Source organism: Roseovarius sp. MBR-51, from assembly GCF_053628575.1.
Genome location: NZ_JBRJGQ010000011.1, coordinates 13576 through 33879, shown reverse-complemented (window position 1 = coordinate 33879; position 20304 = coordinate 13576). Strand labels below are relative to the sequence as shown.

Genomic DNA, 20304 nt, shown 5'->3' with positions numbered 1-20304 from the left:
GTGGTGCGCCTTTTGTCATTCTACCCGGGATATGGCGCTGTGGCAGGGCCGGGCAACTCTTCGGTCCGGGTATCACCCAAGACCCGCAGCATCATCGACTTGGCGCCGCGTCACAGGCAATTTGCACCTCAATGCAATACTGACATGTGGTGAACGCCGTGACCAAGATCGACCAGATCGAAACGATGATCCTCGATATTCCGACCATCCGGGGCCACGTCCTGTCGATGGCGACGATGCGGGTGCAGACCGCCGTATTGGTGCGGGTGCGGTTCTCCGATGGCTCTGAGGGGATCGGCGAAGGCACAACCATCGGCGGGCTGACCTATGGGCCAGAGAGCCCCGAGAGCATCCAATCCGCCATCGACACCTATATCGCGCCCGCCCTTCTGGGCCGTGCGGCGGATGATGTGAACGGCGCGCTGCACTTGATCGACCATCTGGTCAAGGGCAATCGGATCGCCAAGGCGGCGGTGGAAATCGCGCTTTGGGATGGGTTGGGGCGGCGTTTGGGCGTGTCGGTGGCACAGCTGTTCGGCGGCGCGGTGCATGACCGTTTGCCGGTGGCCTGGACCCTCGCTTCGGGCAATTCCGACACCGACATTGCCGAGGCGCAAGAGATGATCGCCACGCGCCGCCACAATATCTTCAAGCTCAAGATCGGCAAACGTGCGGTTGCTGAGGATGTGGCGCATGTGGCGCGGATCAAGGCCGCCGTGGGCGATGCCGCCAGCATCCGCGTCGATGTCAATCAGGCGTGGTCCTTGCAGGATGCGCGCTGGGGTCTCAAAGGTCTTCAGGATGTGGGCTGCGAGTTGGTCGAACAGCCGGTACGCGCGCGCTATCTCAATGCGCTGCGGGAACTGACGCGGGACCACGAAATTGCCGTGATGGCCGATGAGGCGCTGAACGGGCCAGAGGATGCCGTCAGCATCGTGGCCAAGGGTGCGGCGGATGTCTTTGCCGTCAAGGTGGCACAATCGGGCGGCATCAAGCGCGCGTCCGAGGTGGTGGCGATTGGGCAGGCGGCGGGGCTTGGGCTCTATGCCGGGACGATGCTCGAGACGGGCCTAGGCACGGCAGCAGCGCTGCAACTCTTTGCCGGGGTTGAGGAATTGCGTTGGGGATCGGAGCTCTTCGGGCCCCTGCTCTTGACCGAGGATATTCTGGCCACCCCGATCGTCTATCGCGATTTCACCGTCGAGGTGCCGCAGGGTGCCGGTATCGGCGTGACGCTCGACCCTGACAAGATCGACTTTTTCCGCCGAGACCGCGCGCGGAGCCTTAAAACCGTAGCCGGAGAGTGACCGGCCCAAGATCAAGATAATTCCGGAGGAGGAACGACGATGTTTACCCAATCCAATCTCGACGAACTGGAAGGCCGTCTCGACGGTATCGTGCAGGAGGATGCCGAGGCGGGGATTTTCCGCGCCCGTCGCGACATGTTCACCGATGAGGAACTGTTCGAGCTTGAGATCAAGCATGTCTTTGAGGGTAACTGGATCTATATGGCGCATGAGAGCCAGATCCCCAATCCGGGCGACTATTTCACCCTGACCATGGGGCGCACGCCCGTCGTGATCACCCGCGACAAGGACGGCAATCTGAACGCATTGGTCAATGCCTGCTCGCATCGCGGCGCGCAGCTCTGCCGCTTCAAGCGGCGCAACCAGAAAACGTTCACCTGCCCGTTCCACGGCTGGACCTTTTCCAACACCGGCAAGCTCTTGAAGGTCAAGGACCCGAATGGCGCGGGATACCCCGAGCAGTTCAACACCGACGGCAGCCATGATCTGACCAAAGTGGCGCGGTTCGAGAATTACCGGGGTTTCCTCTTTGGCTCGCTCAACGCCGATGTGGCCCCGCTCGAGGAGTATCTGGGCGAGGCGCGCAAGATGATCGACATGATCGTCGATCAATCCGATGAGGGGCTCGAGGTGCTGCGCGGCTCGTCCACCTATACGTTTGACGGCAATTGGAAATTGCAGGCCGAGAATGGCGCCGATGGCTATCACGTCTCGGCGGTGCATTGGAACTATGTGGCCACCACCTCGCACCGCACGGTGGATGGCAAGGAAGACAAGATCAAGGCGACCGATGCCAGCAAATGGGCCAAGCAGAAGGGCGGGTTTCATTCCTATGTGAATGGTCACCTGCTCCTCTGGACCACATGGGCCGACTCGACCAATCGCCCCAACTATCCGCGCCTTGCGGAATGGACCGAGAAATACGGGACCACCAAGGCCGAGTGGATGGTCGGCGTGCTGCGCAATCTCTGCCTCTATCCCAACGTCTTCCTGATGGATCAGTTCAGCAGCCAGATCCGGGTGTTCCGCCCCGTGAGCGTCGATAAGACCGAGGTCACGATCTATTGCATCGCCCCCAAGGGCGAGAGCCAAGAGGCCCGCTCGCGCCGTATCCGCCAGTATGAGGATTTCTTCAACGCCTCTGGCATGGCCACGCCCGACGATACCGAGGAATTCCGCGCTACGCAGCGCGGCTATGCCGGGGCTGCCCATGCCAAGTGGAATGACATCTGTCGCGGAGCGACCCAGTGGATTCACGGGCCCGATGAGGATGCCAAGGCGCTCGGGATCACCCCGATCCTGTCGGGGGCCCGCACCGAGGATGAGGGCCTCTTTGTGATCCAGCACAAGCAATGGTCCGAGCGTATGGCGCAGGCCATCGCCAAGGAACGCGCCACCGCATCCGACGCCCAAGTCGCGGCAGAGTGAGGAGAGATGACCATGACAACCGCAACACTTGACCGCCAGAGCGCAGAGGCCACCATGACCTACGAGGAAATTCAGGCCTTTCTCTATGCCGAGGCCCGCGCGCTCGATGATCGCGACTGGAACACTTGGCTGACGTTTTATCACGCTGATTGCCCGTTCTGGATGCCCGCCTGGGATGACGAGGATCAACTGACAGAAGACCCCCAGAACGAGATGTCGCTGATCTATTATCCCGACCGTTCGGGGATCGAGGATCGCGTGTTCCGCATCCAGACGGATCGCTCTTCGGCCACATCTCTGCCCGAGCCGCGCACCAATCACAACCTCGCCAATATCGAGGTGCTGACCCGCGAGACAGGCCAGATCACTCTGCGCTTCAACTGGCACACGCTGACCTATCGCTATGGCAAGACCGATCAGCACTGGGGCACGTCGTTCTACACGCTTGATGTAACGGGGAAAAATCCGCTGATCACCGATAAGAAGGTCGTGCTCAAGAACGACCAGATCCACCATGTGATCGACGTCTATCACATCTGAGACCATGACCGGCGTGCGCCTATGGGGGCGCGCCAGCAGAGGGGAGGAGCCCGCCATGACCAGCTATAACATCGCCCTGAATTTCGAGGATGGCGTGACCCGTGTCATCCAATGCGACGATGACGAGAAAGTCACCGAAGCCGCGTTTCGGCAAAAGATCAACATTCCGATGGATTGCCGCGACGGGGTCTGCGGCACCTGCAAATGCTTTGCCGAAAAGGGCGCGTATGAGCTGGAATTCTACCTCGACGAGGCGATGACCGAGGATGAGGCGGCCGAAGGCTATGTGCTGACCTGCCAGATGATGCCGCAGAGCGATTGCGTCATCCGGGTGCCTGCCTCCTCTGCCGTGTGCAAGACCGCGCCCGAGGCTGTGGCCGCCGAAGTTATCGCCGTGGATCGGCTGTCCGAGACCTCCTTTGGCCTGCGCGTCAAGCTAACCAAGCCGATGGGCTTCCTGCCGGGCCAGTATGTCAACGTGAGCGTGCCCGGCACCGAGGCGCACCGCTCTTATTCGTTTTCCTCTGCCCCCGGCGCGGCTGAGGCCACGTTCCTCATTCGCAACATTCCGGGCGGGGTCATGAGCCGCTATCTGGGCGAGCGCGCCAGCCCCGGCGATACCGTCACGCTGACCGGGCCGATGGGGGCGTTTTACCTGCGGCCCATCACGCGGCCGCAACTGTGGCTGGCGGGCGGCACCGGCCTTGCCCCCTTCCTGTCGATGCTGGAGCAGGTGGCGGCGCAGGGTAGCGACCATCCGATCACGCTCTACTACGCCGTGACCCGCGCCGCCGATCTGGTGGAACTGGACCGCGTTACGGCACTGGCCGAGGCGATTGGCAATGTGACCGTAATCACGGTTCTGGCCGATCAGAACGAGGCGCATGATCGCAAGGGCTTTGTCACCGATCATGTAGCGGCAGAGGATCTGAACAGTGGCGATTGCGACGTTTACCTCTGCGGTCCGCCGCCAATGGTGGATGCGGTACGCGGGCATTTCGCGCAACTGGGCGTTACCCCCGCCGCGTTCCACTTTGAAAAGTTCAACCCGACCGAAACCGATGCGGCCGCCGCATGACACCGCGTTTTACAGGCAAGGTGATGGTTGTGACCGGTGCTGCCCAAGGGATCGGGCGCCGGGTGGCCGAACGCGCCACAGCCGAAGGCGCGCGCGTGCTGGTCGTGGACCGGTCCGAGCATCGCGACGCGGTGGTCGAAGCGATCCGCGCAGGCGGCGGCGAGGCCCACGCGCTCAACGTCGATCTGGAGGCTTGGGAGGGCTGCGAGGCGGCCATGGCGGCGGCGGTCGAGATCTGGGGACGGATCGACATTCTGATCAACAACGTAGGCGGCACGATCTGGGCCAAACCCTATGAGCATTATGCCCCGCATGAGATCGACGCCGAGGTGCGGCGCTCTCTCTTCCCGACGCTCTATTGCTGCCGGGCTGCGATCGAGCGGATGCTGCCGCAAGGATCTGGCGTGATCGTCAATGTCTCGTCCATCGCCACGCGCGGCCTCAACCGGGTGCCTTATGCGGCGGCCAAGGGTGGGGTGAATGCGATCACCGCCAGTCTTGCCTGGGAAGTGGGGGAACGCGGCATTCGCGTCGTGGCCACCGCGCCGGGGGGCACAGAGGCCCCGCCGCGCGTGGTGCCGCGCAACCGTAATGCAGCCGAAGAACAGCGCGCCGACTGGTATCAGACCATCGTCGATCAGACGATCCAGTCGAGCCTGATGAAACGCTACGGAACACTCGACGAACAGGCAGGGCCAATCCTGTTTCTGGCGTCGGATGAGGCCTCTTACATCACCGGCGTCACAGTGCCGGTGGGCGGGGGCGATCTTGGATAGACCCTGAGGAGGGGTCTGAACACCAACTGGAGGAACTACCCTATGAAACGCGCAATTCTGGCGGCCCTCGGGCTTGCCACTGGCCTTGCTGTGCCTGCAACAGCCCAGGATATCAAGGTCGGGCTGCTCTTGCCCTTCTCGGGTGTCTATGCCGCTCTTGGCAATGATATCGAGGCGGGGTTCACAACCGCTCTCGAGCAATTCGGGTCCGAAACCCCGGCTACCTTCGAGATTATCCGCGAGGATACCGAGGTCAAACCGCCGGTGGCTCTGGCCAAGGCCAAGAAGCTGATCTTGCAGGACAAGGTCGATGTGATCTCGGGCATCGTCAGCTCTGGCGTGCTGGGTGCTGTGCGCGACATGGTGCATGGCGCGGGCGTGCCGCTGATCGTTGCCAACGCCGGCAATGACGAGGCCACGGGCGAGGCGTGCTCGCCCTATATCACGCGCATGTCCTTTTCCAACGGGCAGGTCAACCGCCCGATGGGTCAGTGGATGTATGATCAGGGCATTCGCAAAGTCTATACGCTGGCCCCCGATTATGCCGCAGGCCGCCAGATGATCGACGGCTTTGTTCAGACCTTCACCGCCGCTGGCGGCGAGATTGTCGGGCAGGAATTCACCCCCTTCCAGAAGACGCAGGATTTCGGCCCCTATATGACGCAGGCCAAGTCAAGCGGTGCCGAGGCGGTGTTCGTCTTCTACGCGGGTGGTGAGGCGATTTCCTTTGTCAAGCAATACGATAGCTTTGGCCTCAAAGCCGAGTTGCCGCTCTATGGCTCGGGGTTCCTCACCTCGTCGCTCTATGTCAACGCCGAGGGTCCGGCAGCCGAGGGCGTGATCACCGCGCTGCATTATGTGCCCACGCTCGACAACCCTGCGAACGCGCAGTTCGTCGAGGCGTTCAAGGCCAAGACCGGCCGCGTGCCGTCGGAATTCGCCGTGCATGGCTATGACGCAGGCCGCGCCTTGATCGAGGCCGTAAAGGCCGGGGCCACGGACCGCGAGAGCCTCGCCAATGCGTTGCGGCAGGTCAGCTTTGACGGACCGCGCGGCGCGCTGTCGATTGATCCCGCGACCAACAACATCGTGCAGCCGATCTATGTCTACGAGACCGTCGCCGGTGCGGACGGCATGACGCAAAAGGTGCTGGCACAATTGCCTGCCGAGGCTGATCCGGTGAATGGCTGCGAGATGGCAGCGCCCGTCATCAACTAACACACGCGGCCCGGCCATATCCTTGGCCGGGCCTTTTCGGGAGGAGGTTCCGCAATGTCACTCGATCTTGGATTCTGGACGCTACAGGCGCTCAACGCGCTTCAGCTTTCGATGCTTCTGTTTCTGCTCTCCATCGGCCTGACCGTGATCTTTGGCCTGATGCATTTCGTCAATCTGGCCCATGGCGCGCTCTATGCTCTGGGTGCCTATTTCGCGGCCTCTGTGGCGGCGGTCGGCGGCTATTGGGCGGGCTTCTTTCTGGCCCCGGTGGCGGTCGCGGGGGTGGGCGTGCTGCTCTATTCCGGCCTCATCCAGCGGATGCGCAAATCAGGGCCGATGGCACAGGTTCTGGTCACATTCGGGTTGATCTTTGCGCTGCTCGATATAACCCGGATCGTCTGGGGCGATCTGGCGCTCGGGCTTGAAGTGCCGGAACTCCTAGCCGGGCGTGTGGCGCTCTTGGGCGTTGAATATCCAGCCTACCGGCTTTTCATCATCGCACTGGGACTGGCAATCTTTGGCGCACTGGCCTTTGTCCTCAGCCGGACGCAGATCGGTGCGATGATCCGCGCGGGCGTGGACAATGACGCGATGGCGGCGTGCCTTGGGATCAATGTCGAGCGGCTGTTCTTCATCGTGTTCTGCGTTGGCTGCGCCCTGGCGGGGCTGGCGGGGGCCGTCGCGGCACCGCTACTGAGCGTCACACCCGATATGGGCCTGCAAATTCTGATCCCGACGCTGATCGTGATCGTGATCGGGGGGCTAGGCTCGCTCAAGGGGGCCATCGCGGGCTCACTCATCTTTGGTTTCGTGCAGACCTTTGGCGCGGTGCTGGCACCGCAACTGGCCTCGGTTCTGATTTACGCGCTCTTGGCGGCGGTGCTGGTGATCCGGCCCGTGGGCCTCTTTCCGGCGAAAGGATAAGGCGATGTTTCGACATACACCGCTCCGCTACGGCGCGCTTGTGCTCTTGGCCTCGGCAGCCCTCTTTCAGGCCTTTACGGCGGAATATTTCGGGCTGGAAATCCTCACCGAGATTCTCATTCTCGCCATGCTGGTGATCGCGCTTGATATGGTCGCGGGCTTTGGCGGCATGGTCTCGCTCTGCCACGGGGCGCTGTTGGGCGTCGGGGCCTATGGCTATGCGATCCTGTCCACCAAGGTGGGGCTGACGCCGCTCATGGCAATGGGCGGGGCCGTGGCCGTGACCGGGGCCATCGCTTGGGTCATTGGCGCGATCTGTGCGCGCAGCCACGGCATCTATTTCATCATGGCAACGCTCGCGTTTGGGCAGATGGGCTATTCCTATGTGTTCGAGGCGCCGCTCTTTGGTGGCGATGACGGTCTGGGCGGCATTGCCCGGCTTGATCTCACGCTGATCGGCCTTGACTTGAATGACGGCCGAAGCTTTGCCCTCTTCTGCCTTGCGGTGTTGGCCGCGATTTATGGCGCGGCGGTGCTGATCCTGCGCTCAGGATTGGGCCGATCCCTCTCAGGTGTCATGCATAATGAACAGCGGATGCGTGCGCTTGGCCTCACAGTCTGGCGGGTCAAGGCGGATGTCTTTGGCCTCTCGGGTCTGATTTCGGGTCTGGCTGGTGTGATGGCGGCGCAGCATGTGATGTTTGTCTCACCGGGGCTTTTGTCCTGGACGGTCTCGGGCGAGGCGCTTGTGGTGGTGATCCTTGGCGGGCTTGGCACGCTGGTCGGTCCGTTGCTGGGCGCTGCGGTCTTTGTGCTGCTCAAGCATGAGGTGGGCGCGCTCACGAGTTATTGGCATCTGGTGGTCGGTATTCTTCTGATCGCCGTGGTGATGAGCCGCGCCAATGGCATCTTTGGCTGGATCGAGGCGCGCTTTGGCGCGCGGATTGAACGGCGCGCGGCGGATGCGGTGCGCGATATAGACCCGAGGGAGGTCAAGACCGATGCTTGAGACACACAATCTCGACAAGAGCTTTGGCGCGGTGCATGTCACGCGCGGGGTCTCGCTCCGGCTCGAACGCGGCGAACGGCGGGTGATCCTTGGCCCGAATGGCGCAGGCAAGACGACGCTCTTCAACCTGCTGGTGGGCGAATTGACCCCCGACAGCGGATCGGTGCATCTGGCGGGTGAGAATGTGACCGCCCTGCCGGTGGCGCGGCGCGCACGGCAGGGCCTGTCGCGCAGCTATCAAAAGAACACGCTCTTTGACGGGCTGACCGTCGAGGAAAATCTGGGGCTGGCGGCGGCGATCCACACCGGCAACGCAACGCGGCTTTATACCGACAGCCTCGCACGTCCCGAAGTGCGCGAAATCGTGGCCGAGGTGGCCGATCAGGTCAATCTCATGCCCTATCTGCATGCGCGGGTGTCCGAGATCAGCTACGGCGTCCGGCGTCAATTGGAGGTGGGCGTGGCGCTTGCGACGCGGCCTCTGGTTTTGTTGATGGACGAACCGACAAGCGGCGTTGGCCCGGAGATGGCCAAGGGGTTTCACGACCTGCTGAACAATCTGCCGCGTGACCTCACGCTGTTGATCATCGAGCATGACATGGATCTGGCCTTTGACGTGGCCGATACGATCACCGTGCTGAACTATGGCGAGGTGGTGTTTGACGGGCTGCCCGAGGCCGCGCGCGGCTCTAAGCTGCTCAAGGACATCTATCTGGGGAGTTGGGAAGATGCTTGAACTGAGTGCAGTCAATTCCGGCTATGGCGAAACCCAAGTCCTCTACGGCATGGGGCTGCGCGCCGAGGCGGGTCGGGTTCTGGCCATTCTGGGGCGCAATGGTGCGGGCAAATCCACCACGCTCAAGACGGTGATGGGGCTCTTGCCGCTGCGCGACGGGCAGATCACCTTTGAGGGCAGCGCCATGCCCAAGCGGCCCTATGACATCGCAAAGGCGGGCATCGCCTATGTGCCGGAAACGCGGGATATTTTCCCCTCTCTGACGGTGCGTGAGAACCTTGAAATCGCGTCCAAGCGGTTTGACGGGGCCTGGACGACGGACCGGGTGCTGGACCTCTTCCCGCGTCTTGGCGAGCGGTTGGACAATGGCGGCACGCAGCTTTCGGGGGGCGAACAACAGATGCTGGCGATTGCCCGCGCGCTCTTGATGAACCCGCGCCTTCTGATCCTTGATGAGCCAACCGAGGGGCTGGCCCCGATCATCGTCAAGCTGATCCATGACAAGCTGATGGAGCTCAAGCGCGAGGGGTTGTCGATGGTGCTGGTCGAGCAGAATTTCGGCTTTGCCACCTCGCTTGCCGATGATGTGGTCGTGGTCAGCAAGGGTCAGGTGGTCTGGACCGGCACGGCAGAGGATATCCGCGCAGATACGGCGGCGCAGCATCGCTGGCTCGGGGTTTGACAGGGGCAAGGTGCTAAGAGAGGCGCGCGTGACGTGCGGGCGCCTCTTTTCGCCCAATGCCCCGGCTCAAAATTGCTTGCGCGCGACCTTTTGGGCGAGTTGCACGAAATTGTGGACATGCACGCCCTGTTCGTCGAGCCGGTGATTGACTGACAGGCTGGTGCGGGCAATCTCCGGCTCGATCCTGAGAAATTTCATGCCCTTGCGCGGGGCGGTCGAGACCGATTCTGGCACGATACACACGCCCTCGCCAATCGCGACGAGGCTGAGTGCTGTCTGGAGATCCATACACCAGAGGCGCAGAGGGGCGGTGAATCCCGCCCCCTCGATCGCCTTGAGCACGAAATCGGCAAAGCTGGGCCGCGGATACTCGGGGTAAAGCACGAGGTTGTGCGTCTCGAGCCGCTCCAGCTTGGCCACAGTGCGCCCGCCGGTATCGACTGTGTCGGGCAGGGCCAGGATCAGCTTTTCCTCCATCAGTTCCCGCGTGACGAACTCCTGATCGCTCAGTGCTGGGCGGGCAAAGGCCACGTCGAGTTCGCGCGACACCAGAGCGCGATGCAACTGTGCGTTGTTCATGGGATTGAGGCTCAGATTGACCTCGGGATAATTGGCGCGGAACGATTTTATGATATTGGGCAGGATGCCGAACGTGGCCGAGCCGACAAAGCCGATGCGCAGCCGCCCTTCGGCCCCCTGACCCAGACGGCGCACTTCGAGCTTGGTGTCTTCCAATTGCGCGAGTATCGAACGCCCCCGCTCCAGCAATCGCTCACCCGCCTGCGTCAGACTGATGGCGCTGCGGCCGCGGTTGAACAGGATCGCTTCCAGTTCTTCTTCGATCTGCTTGATTTGGCGACTGAGCGGCGGTTGCGCCATGTCGAGACGCTCTGCGGCGCGACCAAAATGCAGTTCCTCCGCCACGGCGATGAAATAGGTCAGTTGTCTAAAATTCATGGCACCCTCCAGCCCCGCGCCTAGCCTAGCCTGTTGCGGCCATAAAAGAAGCCCCCGCGTGACGGGGGCCTTGAGGTCGCAGGGAGAGAGGTCGGCTTATTCGGCGGCGACGGCCTGCGCCGCAGCGTCCGCCTTGAGCACGAAATCGAACTCGAAATGCAGGTCGGTACCGAGCTCTTTGGGGGCCGGTTTGAATGTGCCGATCAGGCTGTCCTTGACCGCGAACACGCTGTCATCATCGAGCCATTTGCTGTCGCCATCGTAGATCTGGCTGATCAACTGGCGGTAGCCGTCTTTTGAGATGATGAAATGCATATGGCCGGGGCGGTAGGGGTGATGGCCCATGTAGCGCAAGAGCTCGCCCGCCGTTTCCGTGTCGGGGATCGGATAGGGGACTGGGCGCACGGCGACAAAGGCGTAGTGACCATTCGCATCAGTTTCAAAGCGGCCGCGCAGGTTGTATTCGGGCTGATCCGGGTCGAGGTTTTCGTAAATGCCGTTCGGCGCATCCTCCCAGACATCGAGCGTGACGCCCGCGATGCCATTGCCATTCGCATCGCGGATATAGCCTTCGTAATAGGCGGTTTCCTCGTTGTCGTAATGTTTCTGGATGGTCGAGGCGCCCTTGGGCAGCACTGGCGGGTTCTCGCGGTAGAAGGGGCCAAGCACGGTCGACTCGCTCTCGGGGCCGTCAATTGGGTTCGAGAGCATGTCCACCAGCACTTCGACACCGATGATGTCGCCAAGAAGGATGAATTCCTGTCGGTTCTCGTCGCACGTTTGTCCCGCGCGCTTGAGGTATTCGCAGCCCTCAAGGAACTCGCCATGTTGCAGGTTCACATCCTTGCAGAAGGCGTGCAGGTGGCGGATGAGCGCGGTCATGATCTCGCGCTGGCGGTCGGTGATGTCACCGTGCTTGCCGAGGCTCGCGATCACCACATCGGTGATATTCTCAAGATTGACGATTCCCATGGGTTCTCCTCCAAACGGGTGGGTTTCTGATATCCTGGGGCTGGCCGGGGCACGCCCTGTGGTCCTTGTTGTCGGTCATGACAGGCGTCAAACCAATGCCGCAGGCGGTATCGCGTGATACCCCGTCCGGCATGGATCAACCGGCCTCTTAAATGTCACCTCTAGCACATCCGCAGCATCAAGAGGGAGGCAGAGGTGATCGACAGATTTCGCGAGATAGAGGCACGGCTGGAGGATCAGCCGCATCTCTTGCGTCTTGGGCGGCTCTTTTCCGAGACGGTGTTGATCGAGGTTGAGGGCGAGGAAATCTATCTGACCTTCGACAAGGGGCGGATTGTTTCGGTCGAGGCCGGGCCAAGCCGCAAGACACCATGGCGGTTCGCGCTCCGCACCGATGCCGACGCGCTGGAACAGTTCTGGCAGGCGCGCCCTGCGCCGGGATTTCACGATATTTTCGGGCTGGCCAAGATTGGGCGCGGGCGGATTGACGGCGACATCCTGTGTCTGGTCAAGAACCTGCGGTTCTTCAAGGAGGTCATGGCGCTGGCCCGCCACACAGAGGAGGGTGTCGCATGAGCATTGAGCCAATCACAGGCCGTTACCTGAACATCGAGATCGGTGGCACCCCGCGCCGGATCTATTTCGAGGAGGCGGGGCAGGGGCGCGCCGTTCTGTGCCTGCACACCGCCGGGGCCGATACGCGGCAATGGCGGCATCTGATGACTGACGCCGAGGTGACGGCGGGCCATCGCCTGATCGCCTTTGACATGCCGTGGCATGGGAAATCCCTGCCGCCCGAGGGGTTTGAAACGCAGGAATATCTTCTAACCACCGAGGCTTATATAGAAACCGTGCTGGCGGTCGTCGCAGCTTTGGGGTTGGAACGCCCCATTCTGGCGGGCTGTTCGATGGGCGGGCGGATCGCGCTGCAACTGGCGGCGCTGCACCCTGAGCAATTCAGCGGCTTTATCGCCATCGAGGCGTCGGATTTTCAACCCGCGTGGTATGACATCGACTGGTTCCACCGTCCCGATGCCCATGGCGGCGAGATGGGCGCGGCCCTCGTGTCGGCCAATATCTCACCCTATGCCCCGAATGCCGAACGCTGGAATACGCTCTGGATGTTCATGCAGTCTGGTCCGGGCGTCTTTCGCGGCGATCTGAGTTTTTACACCCGCGACGATAGCCTGATCGGGCGGTTGGGGCAGATCGACACCGGCAAAACCCCGGTGCATTTGCTGGTGGGAGCCTATGATCTGACCTGCACCCCCGAGGATGCCAAACGCACGGCGGCGGCAATCCCCGGTGCGACGGTTTCGGTGATGGATGAGTTGGGCCATTTCCCGATGAGCGAACATCCCCAAGGGTTCCGCCCGTTTTTCCTTGATGCCCTCGCGCGGATGCCCTGCGCTGCGGCACACGCGGCCTAACAGGAGCGACCGACATGACCAAACCCTGCATCATCTGCGTGGCAATCACCGGCAGCCTGCCGCAGAAATCCGACAATCCGGCGGTGCCGGTCACTGTGGCCGAACAGATCGAATCGACCCATGCGGCGTTTGAGGCCGGGGCGAGCATCGTGCATGCGCATGTGCGTCATGACGATGGATCGCCCTCTTCCGATCCGGAAAAGTTCGCCCGCCTCAAGGAAGGGTTGGAGACGCATTGCCCCGGCATGATCCTTCAGTTTTCGACAGGTGGTCGGTCGGGCGCGGGGGAAACGCGGGGCGCTATGCTGTCCTTGCGCCCCGACATGGCGTCGCTCTCGGTCGGGTCCAACAATTTCCCCACACGGGTTTATGAGAACCCGCCTGATCTGGTCGATTGGCTGGCGGGGGAAATGCGCAGCCATGAGGTCAAGCCCGAGATCGAGGCGTTTGACCTGAGCCACATCCTTAAGGCCAAGGAGATGGCGGATCACGGCCAACTCCTCGGCACGCCCTATGTTCAGTTCGTGATGGGGGTCAAGAACGCCATGCCGGTCGACCGCGACGTGTTCGACTATTACATCCACACGGTCAAACGCCTGTTCGGTGCGGATGCGCCATGGTGCGCGGCGGGGATCGGGCGGCATCAGATCACGCTCAATGAATGGGCCGTCGCGGCGGGCGGACATGCCCGCACCGGGCTTGAGGATAACGTGCGACTGGATCGCGACACGCTTGCGCCCTCCAATGCTGCCCTGGTGGAACGGGTGGTCGAGATCTGCGCGCGTCACGCGCGCCCCGTGGCCACATGTGCCGAGGCGCGGCAGATGCTGGGCCTGCGCACGACGTGCTTGGCAGACGGCAAGGCGGCCTGAGCGGGCATGTCTGTGCTGCCCGGCGCGCGGTGGTGCGCTGACCATTGACCTCTAGGGCGTAGCTCCGTCATACCAACCGGGCACGGTCCTTGTGTGACAGGCGGGACCACGGGACAGCAGAGCGGCACGAGGGCACATCATGCGCAGCACCAAGATCATTCACGTCGTTTCCTGTCATGCCGAGGGCGAGGTGGGCGATGTCATCGTCGGTGGCGTGACGCCGCCCCCCGGCGACACGATCTGGGAGCAGCGCAAATGGATCGCCGAGGATCAGACCCTGCGCAATTTCATGCTGAACGAACCGCGCGGCGGGGTGTTCCGGCATGTCAATCTGTTGGTGCCACCCAAGCACCCTGAGGCACAGGCTGCCTGGATCATCATGGAGCCCGAGGATACGCCGCCGATGTCGGGTTCAAACTCGATCTGTGTGGCGACTGTGTTGCTGGATAGTGGCATCCTGCCGATGCAAGAGCCGGTGACCCATATGGTGCTTGAAGCGCCGGGCGGGCTGGTGCGGGTGCGGGCGGAGTGCGCCAATGGCAAGGCCGAGCGGATTTACGTGGAGAATTTGCCGTCCTTCGCCAGCCGTCTGGGCGTGCCGCTTGATGTGCCGGGTGTGGGACGGATCACGGTGGATACGGCCTTTGGCGGGGATAGCTTCGTGGTCGTCGATCCCGTGGCGCTTGGCGTCGATCTGGTCGAGGATAACGCGCGCCAGATCGCAGAGCTTGGCATTCGCATCACCAATGCCGCCAATGCGCAGTTCCGGTTCGAGCATCCCGAAAAACCCGATTGGGCGCATCATTCCTTTTGCCTCTTTGCCGGGCCGATCACACGGGAGCGCACGACCTTGCGCGCGCAATCCGTCGTGGCGATCCAGCCCGGCAAGCTCGACCGCTCACCCACCGGCACGGCGGTCTCGGCGCGCATGGCAATTTTGGCGGCACGGGGCGAGATGGGCGAGGAGGATCGCTTTACCGGCGTGTCGATCATCGGGTCAGAGTTTCATGGGCGCATTCTTGGCCGCGTGACGGTCGGTGGTCTGGATGCCATCCGCCCCGAGATCAACGGGCGCGGCTGGATCACCGGCACCGCGCAGCACATGCTCGACCCGAGCGATCCTTGGCCGGGGGGGTATCGGTTGTCGGATACATGGCCGAGGATTGGGTGACGGGGGGCTGAGTTTGGTCTGAAGGGGACGTTGGACTAAAGCGATTTTGAGATGCAGTGCATCTCTTTGGAGTCATACGGAGTGTGCTTGCATAAAGTGGCAGTTGCTGCCGTTGCATCGCTAGTCCCCGGCCCAGCGATCGCGCGGCTCATCGCTGAGGTCCAATGTCACCTTCAGGCCAAATCTCTCTCTAAAACCGCGCCGCGTCAAACGGTGCAATTGAAATGGCCGGATCACGCCGCGCGGCGAGGGCTGCGACCAATTCCGCCGTGCCCGCCGATTGCGTCAGGCCCAGATGCCCGTGGCCAAAGGCATAGATCACCCGGTCGGCGCGCGGCGCGCGGGAGATGATCGGCAGGCTGTCGGGCAGCGAGGGGCGGAACCCCATCCATTGCGTGCCGCCTTGCGGCTCAAACCCCGGAAGGAAATCGCGGGCCTTTCGCACCAGCATTTCCGCCCGCTTGTAATTGGGCGCAAGGCGCAAGCCGCCCAGTTCCACCGCGCCGCCAACCCTCAGCCCTTCGCCAATCTTGGATACGACAAAGCCGTGGTCGGCAAAGGTCAGATGGGTGCGCAAATCGAACGTGGCGGCGGGAAAGGTGGTGTTATAGCCGCGCTCGGTTTCGAGCGGGATACTGTCGCCCAAGGTGCGCGCCAGATGGTGCGACCATGCGCCCGCCGCCAGCACAACCTGATCGGCGTGGATCGTGCCGGCCGCGGTCTCGACCTCGACGCCATCGCCCACCTGCCGCAGCGCGCGGATATCGGCGATCTCGATCACGCCACCCGCGGCCACGAACTGCTGCGCCAGATGTTCGGTCCACCGCGCCGGATCGACGGTGTTCATCCAGTCGGGCGTATAGCCCGCATGGGTGAAACGCGGGCTGAGACGGGGCTGAATCTCAGCCAATGCGCCGGGGCTTTCAAGCAGGTCGAACCGCACGCCATGCTTGCGGCGCAAATGCCATGATGGCAGGCTCGCGCGATAGGCGGCCTCTCCTTCATAGACCTGCAATTGCCCCTCGCGGCGCATCAACGGTTCGCCTGACACATCCACAATAAGCCGCTCTAACGCGGCGCGGGACTGGTGCATCAGGCTGCCTTGCGCTGTGACAGCGGCGGCATAACGGTCCTGCCAACTCGCCCGCCAGAACCGCAGCATCCACGGCAGGAGCGGCAGCGCATAGGCAGGCGGGATCGACAGTGGCCCCAAGGGATCAAGCAGCCATTTCGGTGCCTTGCGCAGGATGCCGGGGGTCGCCAGCGGCTCGATATCGGTATAGGCAAAGGCCCCGGCATTGCCGCGTGAGGTCTCGGCGGCGACGCCCTTGCGGTCGAGAATACGCACGGAATGGCCGTCCCGTTGCAGCGCAAGGGCACTTGTGACGCCGATAATACCGGCACCGATAACGAGAATTTCAGAGCGCGCCATGGGGCACCTTTGCCATAAGGGTCAGAGACGGATACCGTTGCGGAACGGATCGTTGGGATCGAAAAGCAATGTGCTTTCGGCCATCACATAGGCCCGCCCGGTGATCGACGGAATCACGCCGCCATTCGGGCCGGGGTTATAGGACAGCCGGTAGGTGCTGCCGATCACGCTTTCCTGCACGATCTCTTCCCCCGCTTCCAGCCGCCCCTCTGCCGCCAGACAGGCCAGCCGCGCCGAACAGCCCGTGCCGCAGGGCGAGCGGTCATAGGCGTTGTCTGGGCATAGGACAAAGTTGCGGCTATGGGCTACCGCATCGTCGGAGGGGCCGTAAAAGATAACATGATCCACGTCTATTCCCTGCGCCTGCACAGCCTCGCGCACAGCAATGGTGGCATCAGTCAGCGCCCGGATAGTGCCGGAATGGACGGGAATGGGGCTGGGATCGACAAGGAAAAAGAGATTGCCGCCGTAGGCCACATCGCCAGAGACCGCGCCGATACCGTCGATCTCGACCGTGACGCCGGTATTGGTGCGGTAGCTCTCGATATTGGTGACGGTGACGGTGTTGGCGTCAATCAGATCGACCGTGACGATGCCCACGGGTGTCTCGATCCGGTGAATGCCCGGTTTGATCCGCCCCATATGCGCGAGCGTGACGACAAGGCCTATGGTTCCATGACCGCACATGCCCAAAACCGCCTCGGCGTCGAAATAGATCACGCCGGTGACGCAGCTCGGATCAGTCGGCGGCACCAGAAACGCACAGACCATCGCCACCTGACCGCGCGGCTCAAGGCTGACCGACTGGTAGAAATCGCGATGCTCCGAGGCCAGCAGTCGGGCGCGCTCGGACAGAGGCCCGGACCCAAGGTCCGGCCCCCCGTCAAGGATCACGCGCGTCGGCTCGCCGCCGGTGTGGCTGTCGATCACATGCATTCAGCGATCACCCCGCCCTGTTTGACCCAATTGGCAAACCATGTGTTGAACTGATGGAACTGCGCCTCGCAGAACCGCGCCTGAGACGGCGAGAGCGCATCGGTCTCGTTGATGTTGAGGCGGTACTCCTCTTCGCCCTTCAACACCATGAGATGCTTGAAATAGAGCACGAGATCGACACCTTCGTCGAATTTCGCGATCACAGAAAACGCATCGGCCAATTCACGGGCGCGCATATCCGCCTCGGGGCAACCTTGCGCCGCGCGCCGCGACAGCGCCACTTGCAAGAGCGCCTCTTTGGGGAAAATCGTGCCGATGCCGGTAATGGCCCCCACCGCCCCGCATTTGACAAAGCCGTGGTACACTTCGGTATCGACCCCCACCATCAGGATCACATCATCATCCTGATGGGTGATGTGCTCGGCGGCGTAGCTGAGATCATTCTTGCCGCCAAATTCCTTGAACCCGATCAGGTTCTTATGCTCAGCGCGCAGGGCAAAGAAGAGGTCAGCCTTGGTGGAATAGCCATAATAAGGGCTGTTGTAGATGATCGCGGGCACATCCGGGGCGGCCTCGAGAATGGCCTTGAAATGGTTGCGCTGCGCAGCGACCGACAGACCGCGCGACAGAACGCGGGGGATCACCATAAGGCCCGCGGCCCCCACCTCTTGCGCATGCGCGGCATGGGCCACGGCGGATTTCGTGTTGATGGCCCCGGTGCCCACGACCACCGGCACGCCCGCCTTTGTCAGGCGTTCGACGCCCTCCATGCGTTCGGCGTCCGTCAAGAGCGGCCAATCCCCGCAAGACCCGCAATAGACCACGCCCGACATGCCCGCTTTGATCATTTCCTGCCCCTTGCGCACAAGCGCGTCGAAATCGGGTTTGCGATCCGGGGTGCAGGGGGTCAGCAGGGCGGGGATGGTGCCGTGAAAGACGTCTTTCTTCATGGGAAACTCCTTTGGATTGGCGTTGGGCCGGTGGCGGCGGTCAGTGGCCCACAAGGGCCGGGGCCGCGGCGATCCACGGCGGTGGGGTTGTGGGGGCCAGACCGGATTGCGCGGTCATGGCACATTGTTCGAGCGAGCCAAACCGCACGGCGCGATTGCTGAGGCCGGGGGCATAATGCGCGTATTTGCCGGAGTTGGTCATCAGGACCTCTGCCGTTGGCGGAAACACCGGCTCGGAAATCGAGCACCAGCAGATATCGGGCACGATGATCACGCCAGCGGCCTCAAGCCGCGCCTTGACGCCATTCGCGGTGATCGTCACCAGCGTGCCGCGCCCGAGGGTGATGATCGTGGCTACATCTGCATTGGTATGGTGCCCCTCCATCAGATCGGCAAAGACCGCACTTTCTGCGGCGGAAAAATGCGGGCTGCCGAGTGCGACCAGATCAACCTTGTCGGCCCCCTGATTGAACCCCTGCCAAGCCTGCGCAAAATCCTGCGCCGTGACGCGCGCGTGATCGGCATCGGGCGTGGGGGGCATGTCCGCCTCGGGCGTGATTCCCGCGATATGCATCATCGGTGACGCAGAGGTGGTGCCATAGGCCGCGCAAAGCGCCTTGAGATCATCGTCGGAGGGATGCAATCCCTCCAGCCCGCGCAAGAGCGGGATGCGGTCAGGGGCAACCTGACCAACGATCCAGCCCAGCATCGGCCAAAAGGCATCGTCGATGCCCTCGGGCACGTCGATGTCGATGATCCGGCGGGCTGCGCGGTTCTGGTCCAGATAGACGCCAGACCGCGCGGCCCGCCCGGTGAGCGCGATGCACAGGTCCATGAAATCAGCATGCTTGACGGTGCGCGCGCCCAGAACCGTGTTGGCATAGATCACTGCATTGCTCTCGGCCCAGGCGATATCCTCGCCGGCGACCGGCCTATCGTCGAGCAGATAGGGCGCACAGGTGAAACTGGGACGCGCGCCCATCTCGACATAGGCGTCGGCCAGTTGGCTGGCGGGCAAGCCGAAGCTCTCGGCCACACCCTGCGCACGCCAGTTGGCGTGATCGACCGAAATGGCGTTCATTGTCGTGGGCACCCGCACCCGCCCGCCCTTGTCCGCCATGGCGCGGGCAAAGGTCAGAAAGGCGGGGCTGGCATAGATGCAGCCGTCGATATGCACGCGGGTCACATCCGTCAGGCTCGGAGCACCTTGGGCGGCGGCAAGTGTGGTGATGATCTCCATCGCCAATTGCGCCGCCTCGCCATGTTCCCCGGCCAGAAAGGCGCGGTCAACGTCCGAGAGGGTCAGACCCTCAGAGGCAACAGAGGTCAGCGGCCACTCCAGATCACCCGCCCGCAGATGGGTGCCGGTAATCACGGCATGGGATTCGCGCGCCAGACGGTCGTAATCGGAGGCTGAGAGGCGCAGAACAGCAATCGGCCGTTCAAAAAGCCGCGTGGCGACCAGCGCGCCCAAGGTGAGAATGTCCTCGCCCTCGCGGAAAATCAGCGCCTTGGGCGCGGTTCCGGCAAAGGCCAATCCCAAGAGCACACCACTTCCGGTGCAAGAGCCGCGACTTGTCGGCATCATCACGACGTGACCGGCCAGCGATTGGCCCTGCTGCGGGTGATGCGCGTCGATGATCCGACCGCTCAGAGGATCAACACCGCCCCAGACACTCAACCCCTCGTCGCAGAGCAGGATCGGCCCCTCAACCTCGGCGGCGACAATCAGGTCCGGCATGAGATCACCCTTTGTTGAAGTCTGTCTTGGCGCGGTCCGGCAGGGATTTCGGAAAAATCCGATATTCGGTCTCCCCCTGCGCACTCCGGATTGCTACTGTTGTGCCCAACGTAAATATATGCTTAAACAATCACGACTGGTAAGA

General features: G+C 62.5%; 20 protein-coding genes. 14 read left to right on the top strand and 6 right to left on the bottom strand.

Features of this window, described 5'->3' with window-relative positions:
* The first annotated feature begins 158 nt into the window (after positions 1–158).
* The 10 genes from ACSSVY_RS16055 to ACSSVY_RS16010 are packed head-to-tail and all read left to right on the top strand — an operon-like array spanning position 159 to position 9698.
* A complete protein-coding gene (locus ACSSVY_RS16055) occupies positions 159–1307 on the top strand; it encodes a muconate/chloromuconate family cycloisomerase (RefSeq protein WP_454270586.1) in 1149 nt (382 codons plus the stop codon).
* Positions 1308–1346: 39 nt separating this feature from the next.
* On the top strand, positions 1347–2735 hold the full coding sequence (gene benA / locus ACSSVY_RS16050; RefSeq protein WP_454270585.1) for a benzoate 1,2-dioxygenase large subunit: 1389 nt from the start codon (positions 1347–1349) through the stop codon (positions 2733–2735).
* 12 nt (positions 2736–2747) lie between these two features.
* Complete coding sequence (gene benB / locus ACSSVY_RS16045; protein ID WP_454270584.1) at positions 2748–3275, top strand: benzoate 1,2-dioxygenase small subunit; 528 nt, start codon at positions 2748–2750, stop codon at positions 3273–3275.
* 55 nt (positions 3276–3330) lie between these two features.
* Positions 3331–4353, top strand: coding sequence for a benzoate 1,2-dioxygenase electron transfer component BenC (gene benC / locus ACSSVY_RS16040; protein WP_454270583.1), 1023 nt, complete (start codon positions 3331–3333; stop codon positions 4351–4353).
* Positions 4350–5129 carry a benzoate diol dehydrogenase BenD gene (benD, locus tag ACSSVY_RS16035; protein ID WP_454270582.1) on the top strand — a complete coding sequence of 260 codons (780 nt, stop codon included), beginning with the start codon at positions 4350–4352 and terminating at the stop codon, positions 5127–5129. Before benC ends, benD begins: the two co-directional genes overlap by 4 nt.
* Positions 5130–5171: 42 nt before the next feature.
* Positions 5172–6347 (top strand): ABC transporter substrate-binding protein, encoded by a 1176-nt coding sequence (locus ACSSVY_RS16030; protein ID WP_454270581.1) that lies wholly within the window; start codon positions 5172–5174, stop codon positions 6345–6347.
* A 54-nt stretch (positions 6348–6401) separates the two neighbouring features.
* The gene (locus ACSSVY_RS16025) at positions 6402–7271 is read left to right on the top strand and encodes a branched-chain amino acid ABC transporter permease (RefSeq protein WP_008281969.1); all 870 of its coding nucleotides are present in this window, start codon (positions 6402–6404) and stop codon (positions 7269–7271) included.
* A 4-nt stretch (positions 7272–7275) separates the two neighbouring features.
* Complete coding sequence (locus ACSSVY_RS16020; protein WP_454270580.1) at positions 7276–8280, top strand: branched-chain amino acid ABC transporter permease; 1005 nt, start codon at positions 7276–7278, stop codon at positions 8278–8280.
* Positions 8273–9016, top strand: coding sequence for an ABC transporter ATP-binding protein (locus tag ACSSVY_RS16015; RefSeq protein WP_454270579.1), 744 nt, complete (start codon positions 8273–8275; stop codon positions 9014–9016). The genes ACSSVY_RS16020 and ACSSVY_RS16015 overlap by 8 nt, the downstream gene beginning before the upstream one ends.
* Positions 9009–9698 (top strand): ABC transporter ATP-binding protein, encoded by a 690-nt coding sequence (locus ACSSVY_RS16010; RefSeq protein WP_454270578.1) that lies wholly within the window; start codon positions 9009–9011, stop codon positions 9696–9698. The genes ACSSVY_RS16015 and ACSSVY_RS16010 overlap by 8 nt, the downstream gene beginning before the upstream one ends.
* A 66-nt stretch (positions 9699–9764) precedes the next feature.
* Here the strand turns inward: ACSSVY_RS16010 and ACSSVY_RS16005 are convergent, their stop codons facing one another.
* Both ACSSVY_RS16005 and ACSSVY_RS16000 read right to left on the bottom strand, forming a co-directional pair.
* The gene (locus ACSSVY_RS16005; protein WP_454270577.1) at positions 9765–10655 is read right to left on the bottom strand and encodes a LysR family transcriptional regulator; all 891 of its coding nucleotides are present in this window, start codon (positions 10653–10655) and stop codon (positions 9765–9767) included.
* Between the two features lie 96 nt (positions 10656–10751).
* Complete coding sequence (locus ACSSVY_RS16000) at positions 10752–11627, bottom strand: dioxygenase family protein (protein ID WP_454270576.1); 876 nt, start codon at positions 11625–11627, stop codon at positions 10752–10754.
* A gap of 195 nt (positions 11628–11822) precedes the next feature.
* Here ACSSVY_RS16000 and ACSSVY_RS15995 point away from each other — a divergent pair, with 195 nt between their 5' ends.
* The 4 genes from ACSSVY_RS15995 (at position 11823) to ACSSVY_RS15980 (ending at position 15100) form a co-directional block, all read left to right on the top strand.
* Positions 11823–12203 (top strand): hypothetical protein, encoded by a 381-nt coding sequence (locus ACSSVY_RS15995; protein WP_454270575.1) that lies wholly within the window; start codon positions 11823–11825, stop codon positions 12201–12203.
* Positions 12200–13057: an alpha/beta fold hydrolase gene (locus ACSSVY_RS15990; RefSeq protein WP_454270574.1), complete on the top strand. Its 858-nt coding sequence runs from the start codon at positions 12200–12202 to the stop codon at positions 13055–13057. Before ACSSVY_RS15995 ends, ACSSVY_RS15990 begins: the two co-directional genes overlap by 4 nt.
* A gap of 14 nt (positions 13058–13071) precedes the next feature.
* Positions 13072–13929, top strand: a complete 858-nt coding sequence (locus ACSSVY_RS15985) for a 3-keto-5-aminohexanoate cleavage protein (RefSeq protein ID WP_454270573.1) — start codon at positions 13072–13074, stop codon at positions 13927–13929.
* A gap of 139 nt (positions 13930–14068) precedes the next feature.
* The gene (locus tag ACSSVY_RS15980; RefSeq protein ID WP_454270572.1) at positions 14069–15100 is read left to right on the top strand and encodes a trans-3-hydroxy-L-proline dehydratase; all 1032 of its coding nucleotides are present in this window, start codon (positions 14069–14071) and stop codon (positions 15098–15100) included.
* Between the two features lie 190 nt (positions 15101–15290).
* On the opposite strand, the gene ACSSVY_RS15975 is transcribed toward ACSSVY_RS15980, so the two are convergent.
* The 4 genes from ACSSVY_RS15975 to lhpI are packed head-to-tail and all read right to left on the bottom strand — an operon-like array spanning position 15291 to position 20159.
* Positions 15291–16532, bottom strand: coding sequence for an NAD(P)/FAD-dependent oxidoreductase (locus ACSSVY_RS15975; protein WP_454270571.1), 1242 nt, complete (start codon positions 16530–16532; stop codon positions 15291–15293).
* Between the two features lie 21 nt (positions 16533–16553).
* Positions 16554–17468, bottom strand: a complete 915-nt coding sequence (locus ACSSVY_RS15970; protein WP_454270570.1) for a 4-hydroxyproline epimerase — start codon at positions 17466–17468, stop codon at positions 16554–16556.
* Entirely contained in the window at positions 17459–18418 is a 960-nt protein-coding gene (locus ACSSVY_RS15965; RefSeq protein WP_454270569.1) for a dihydrodipicolinate synthase family protein, read from the bottom strand. The genes ACSSVY_RS15970 and ACSSVY_RS15965 overlap by 10 nt, the downstream gene beginning before the upstream one ends.
* 40 nt (positions 18419–18458) lie before the next feature.
* The gene (lhpI, locus tag ACSSVY_RS15960; protein WP_454270568.1) at positions 18459–20159 is read right to left on the bottom strand and encodes a cis-3-hydroxy-L-proline dehydratase; all 1701 of its coding nucleotides are present in this window, start codon (positions 20157–20159) and stop codon (positions 18459–18461) included.
* Positions 20160–20304: the final 145 nt, after the last annotated feature.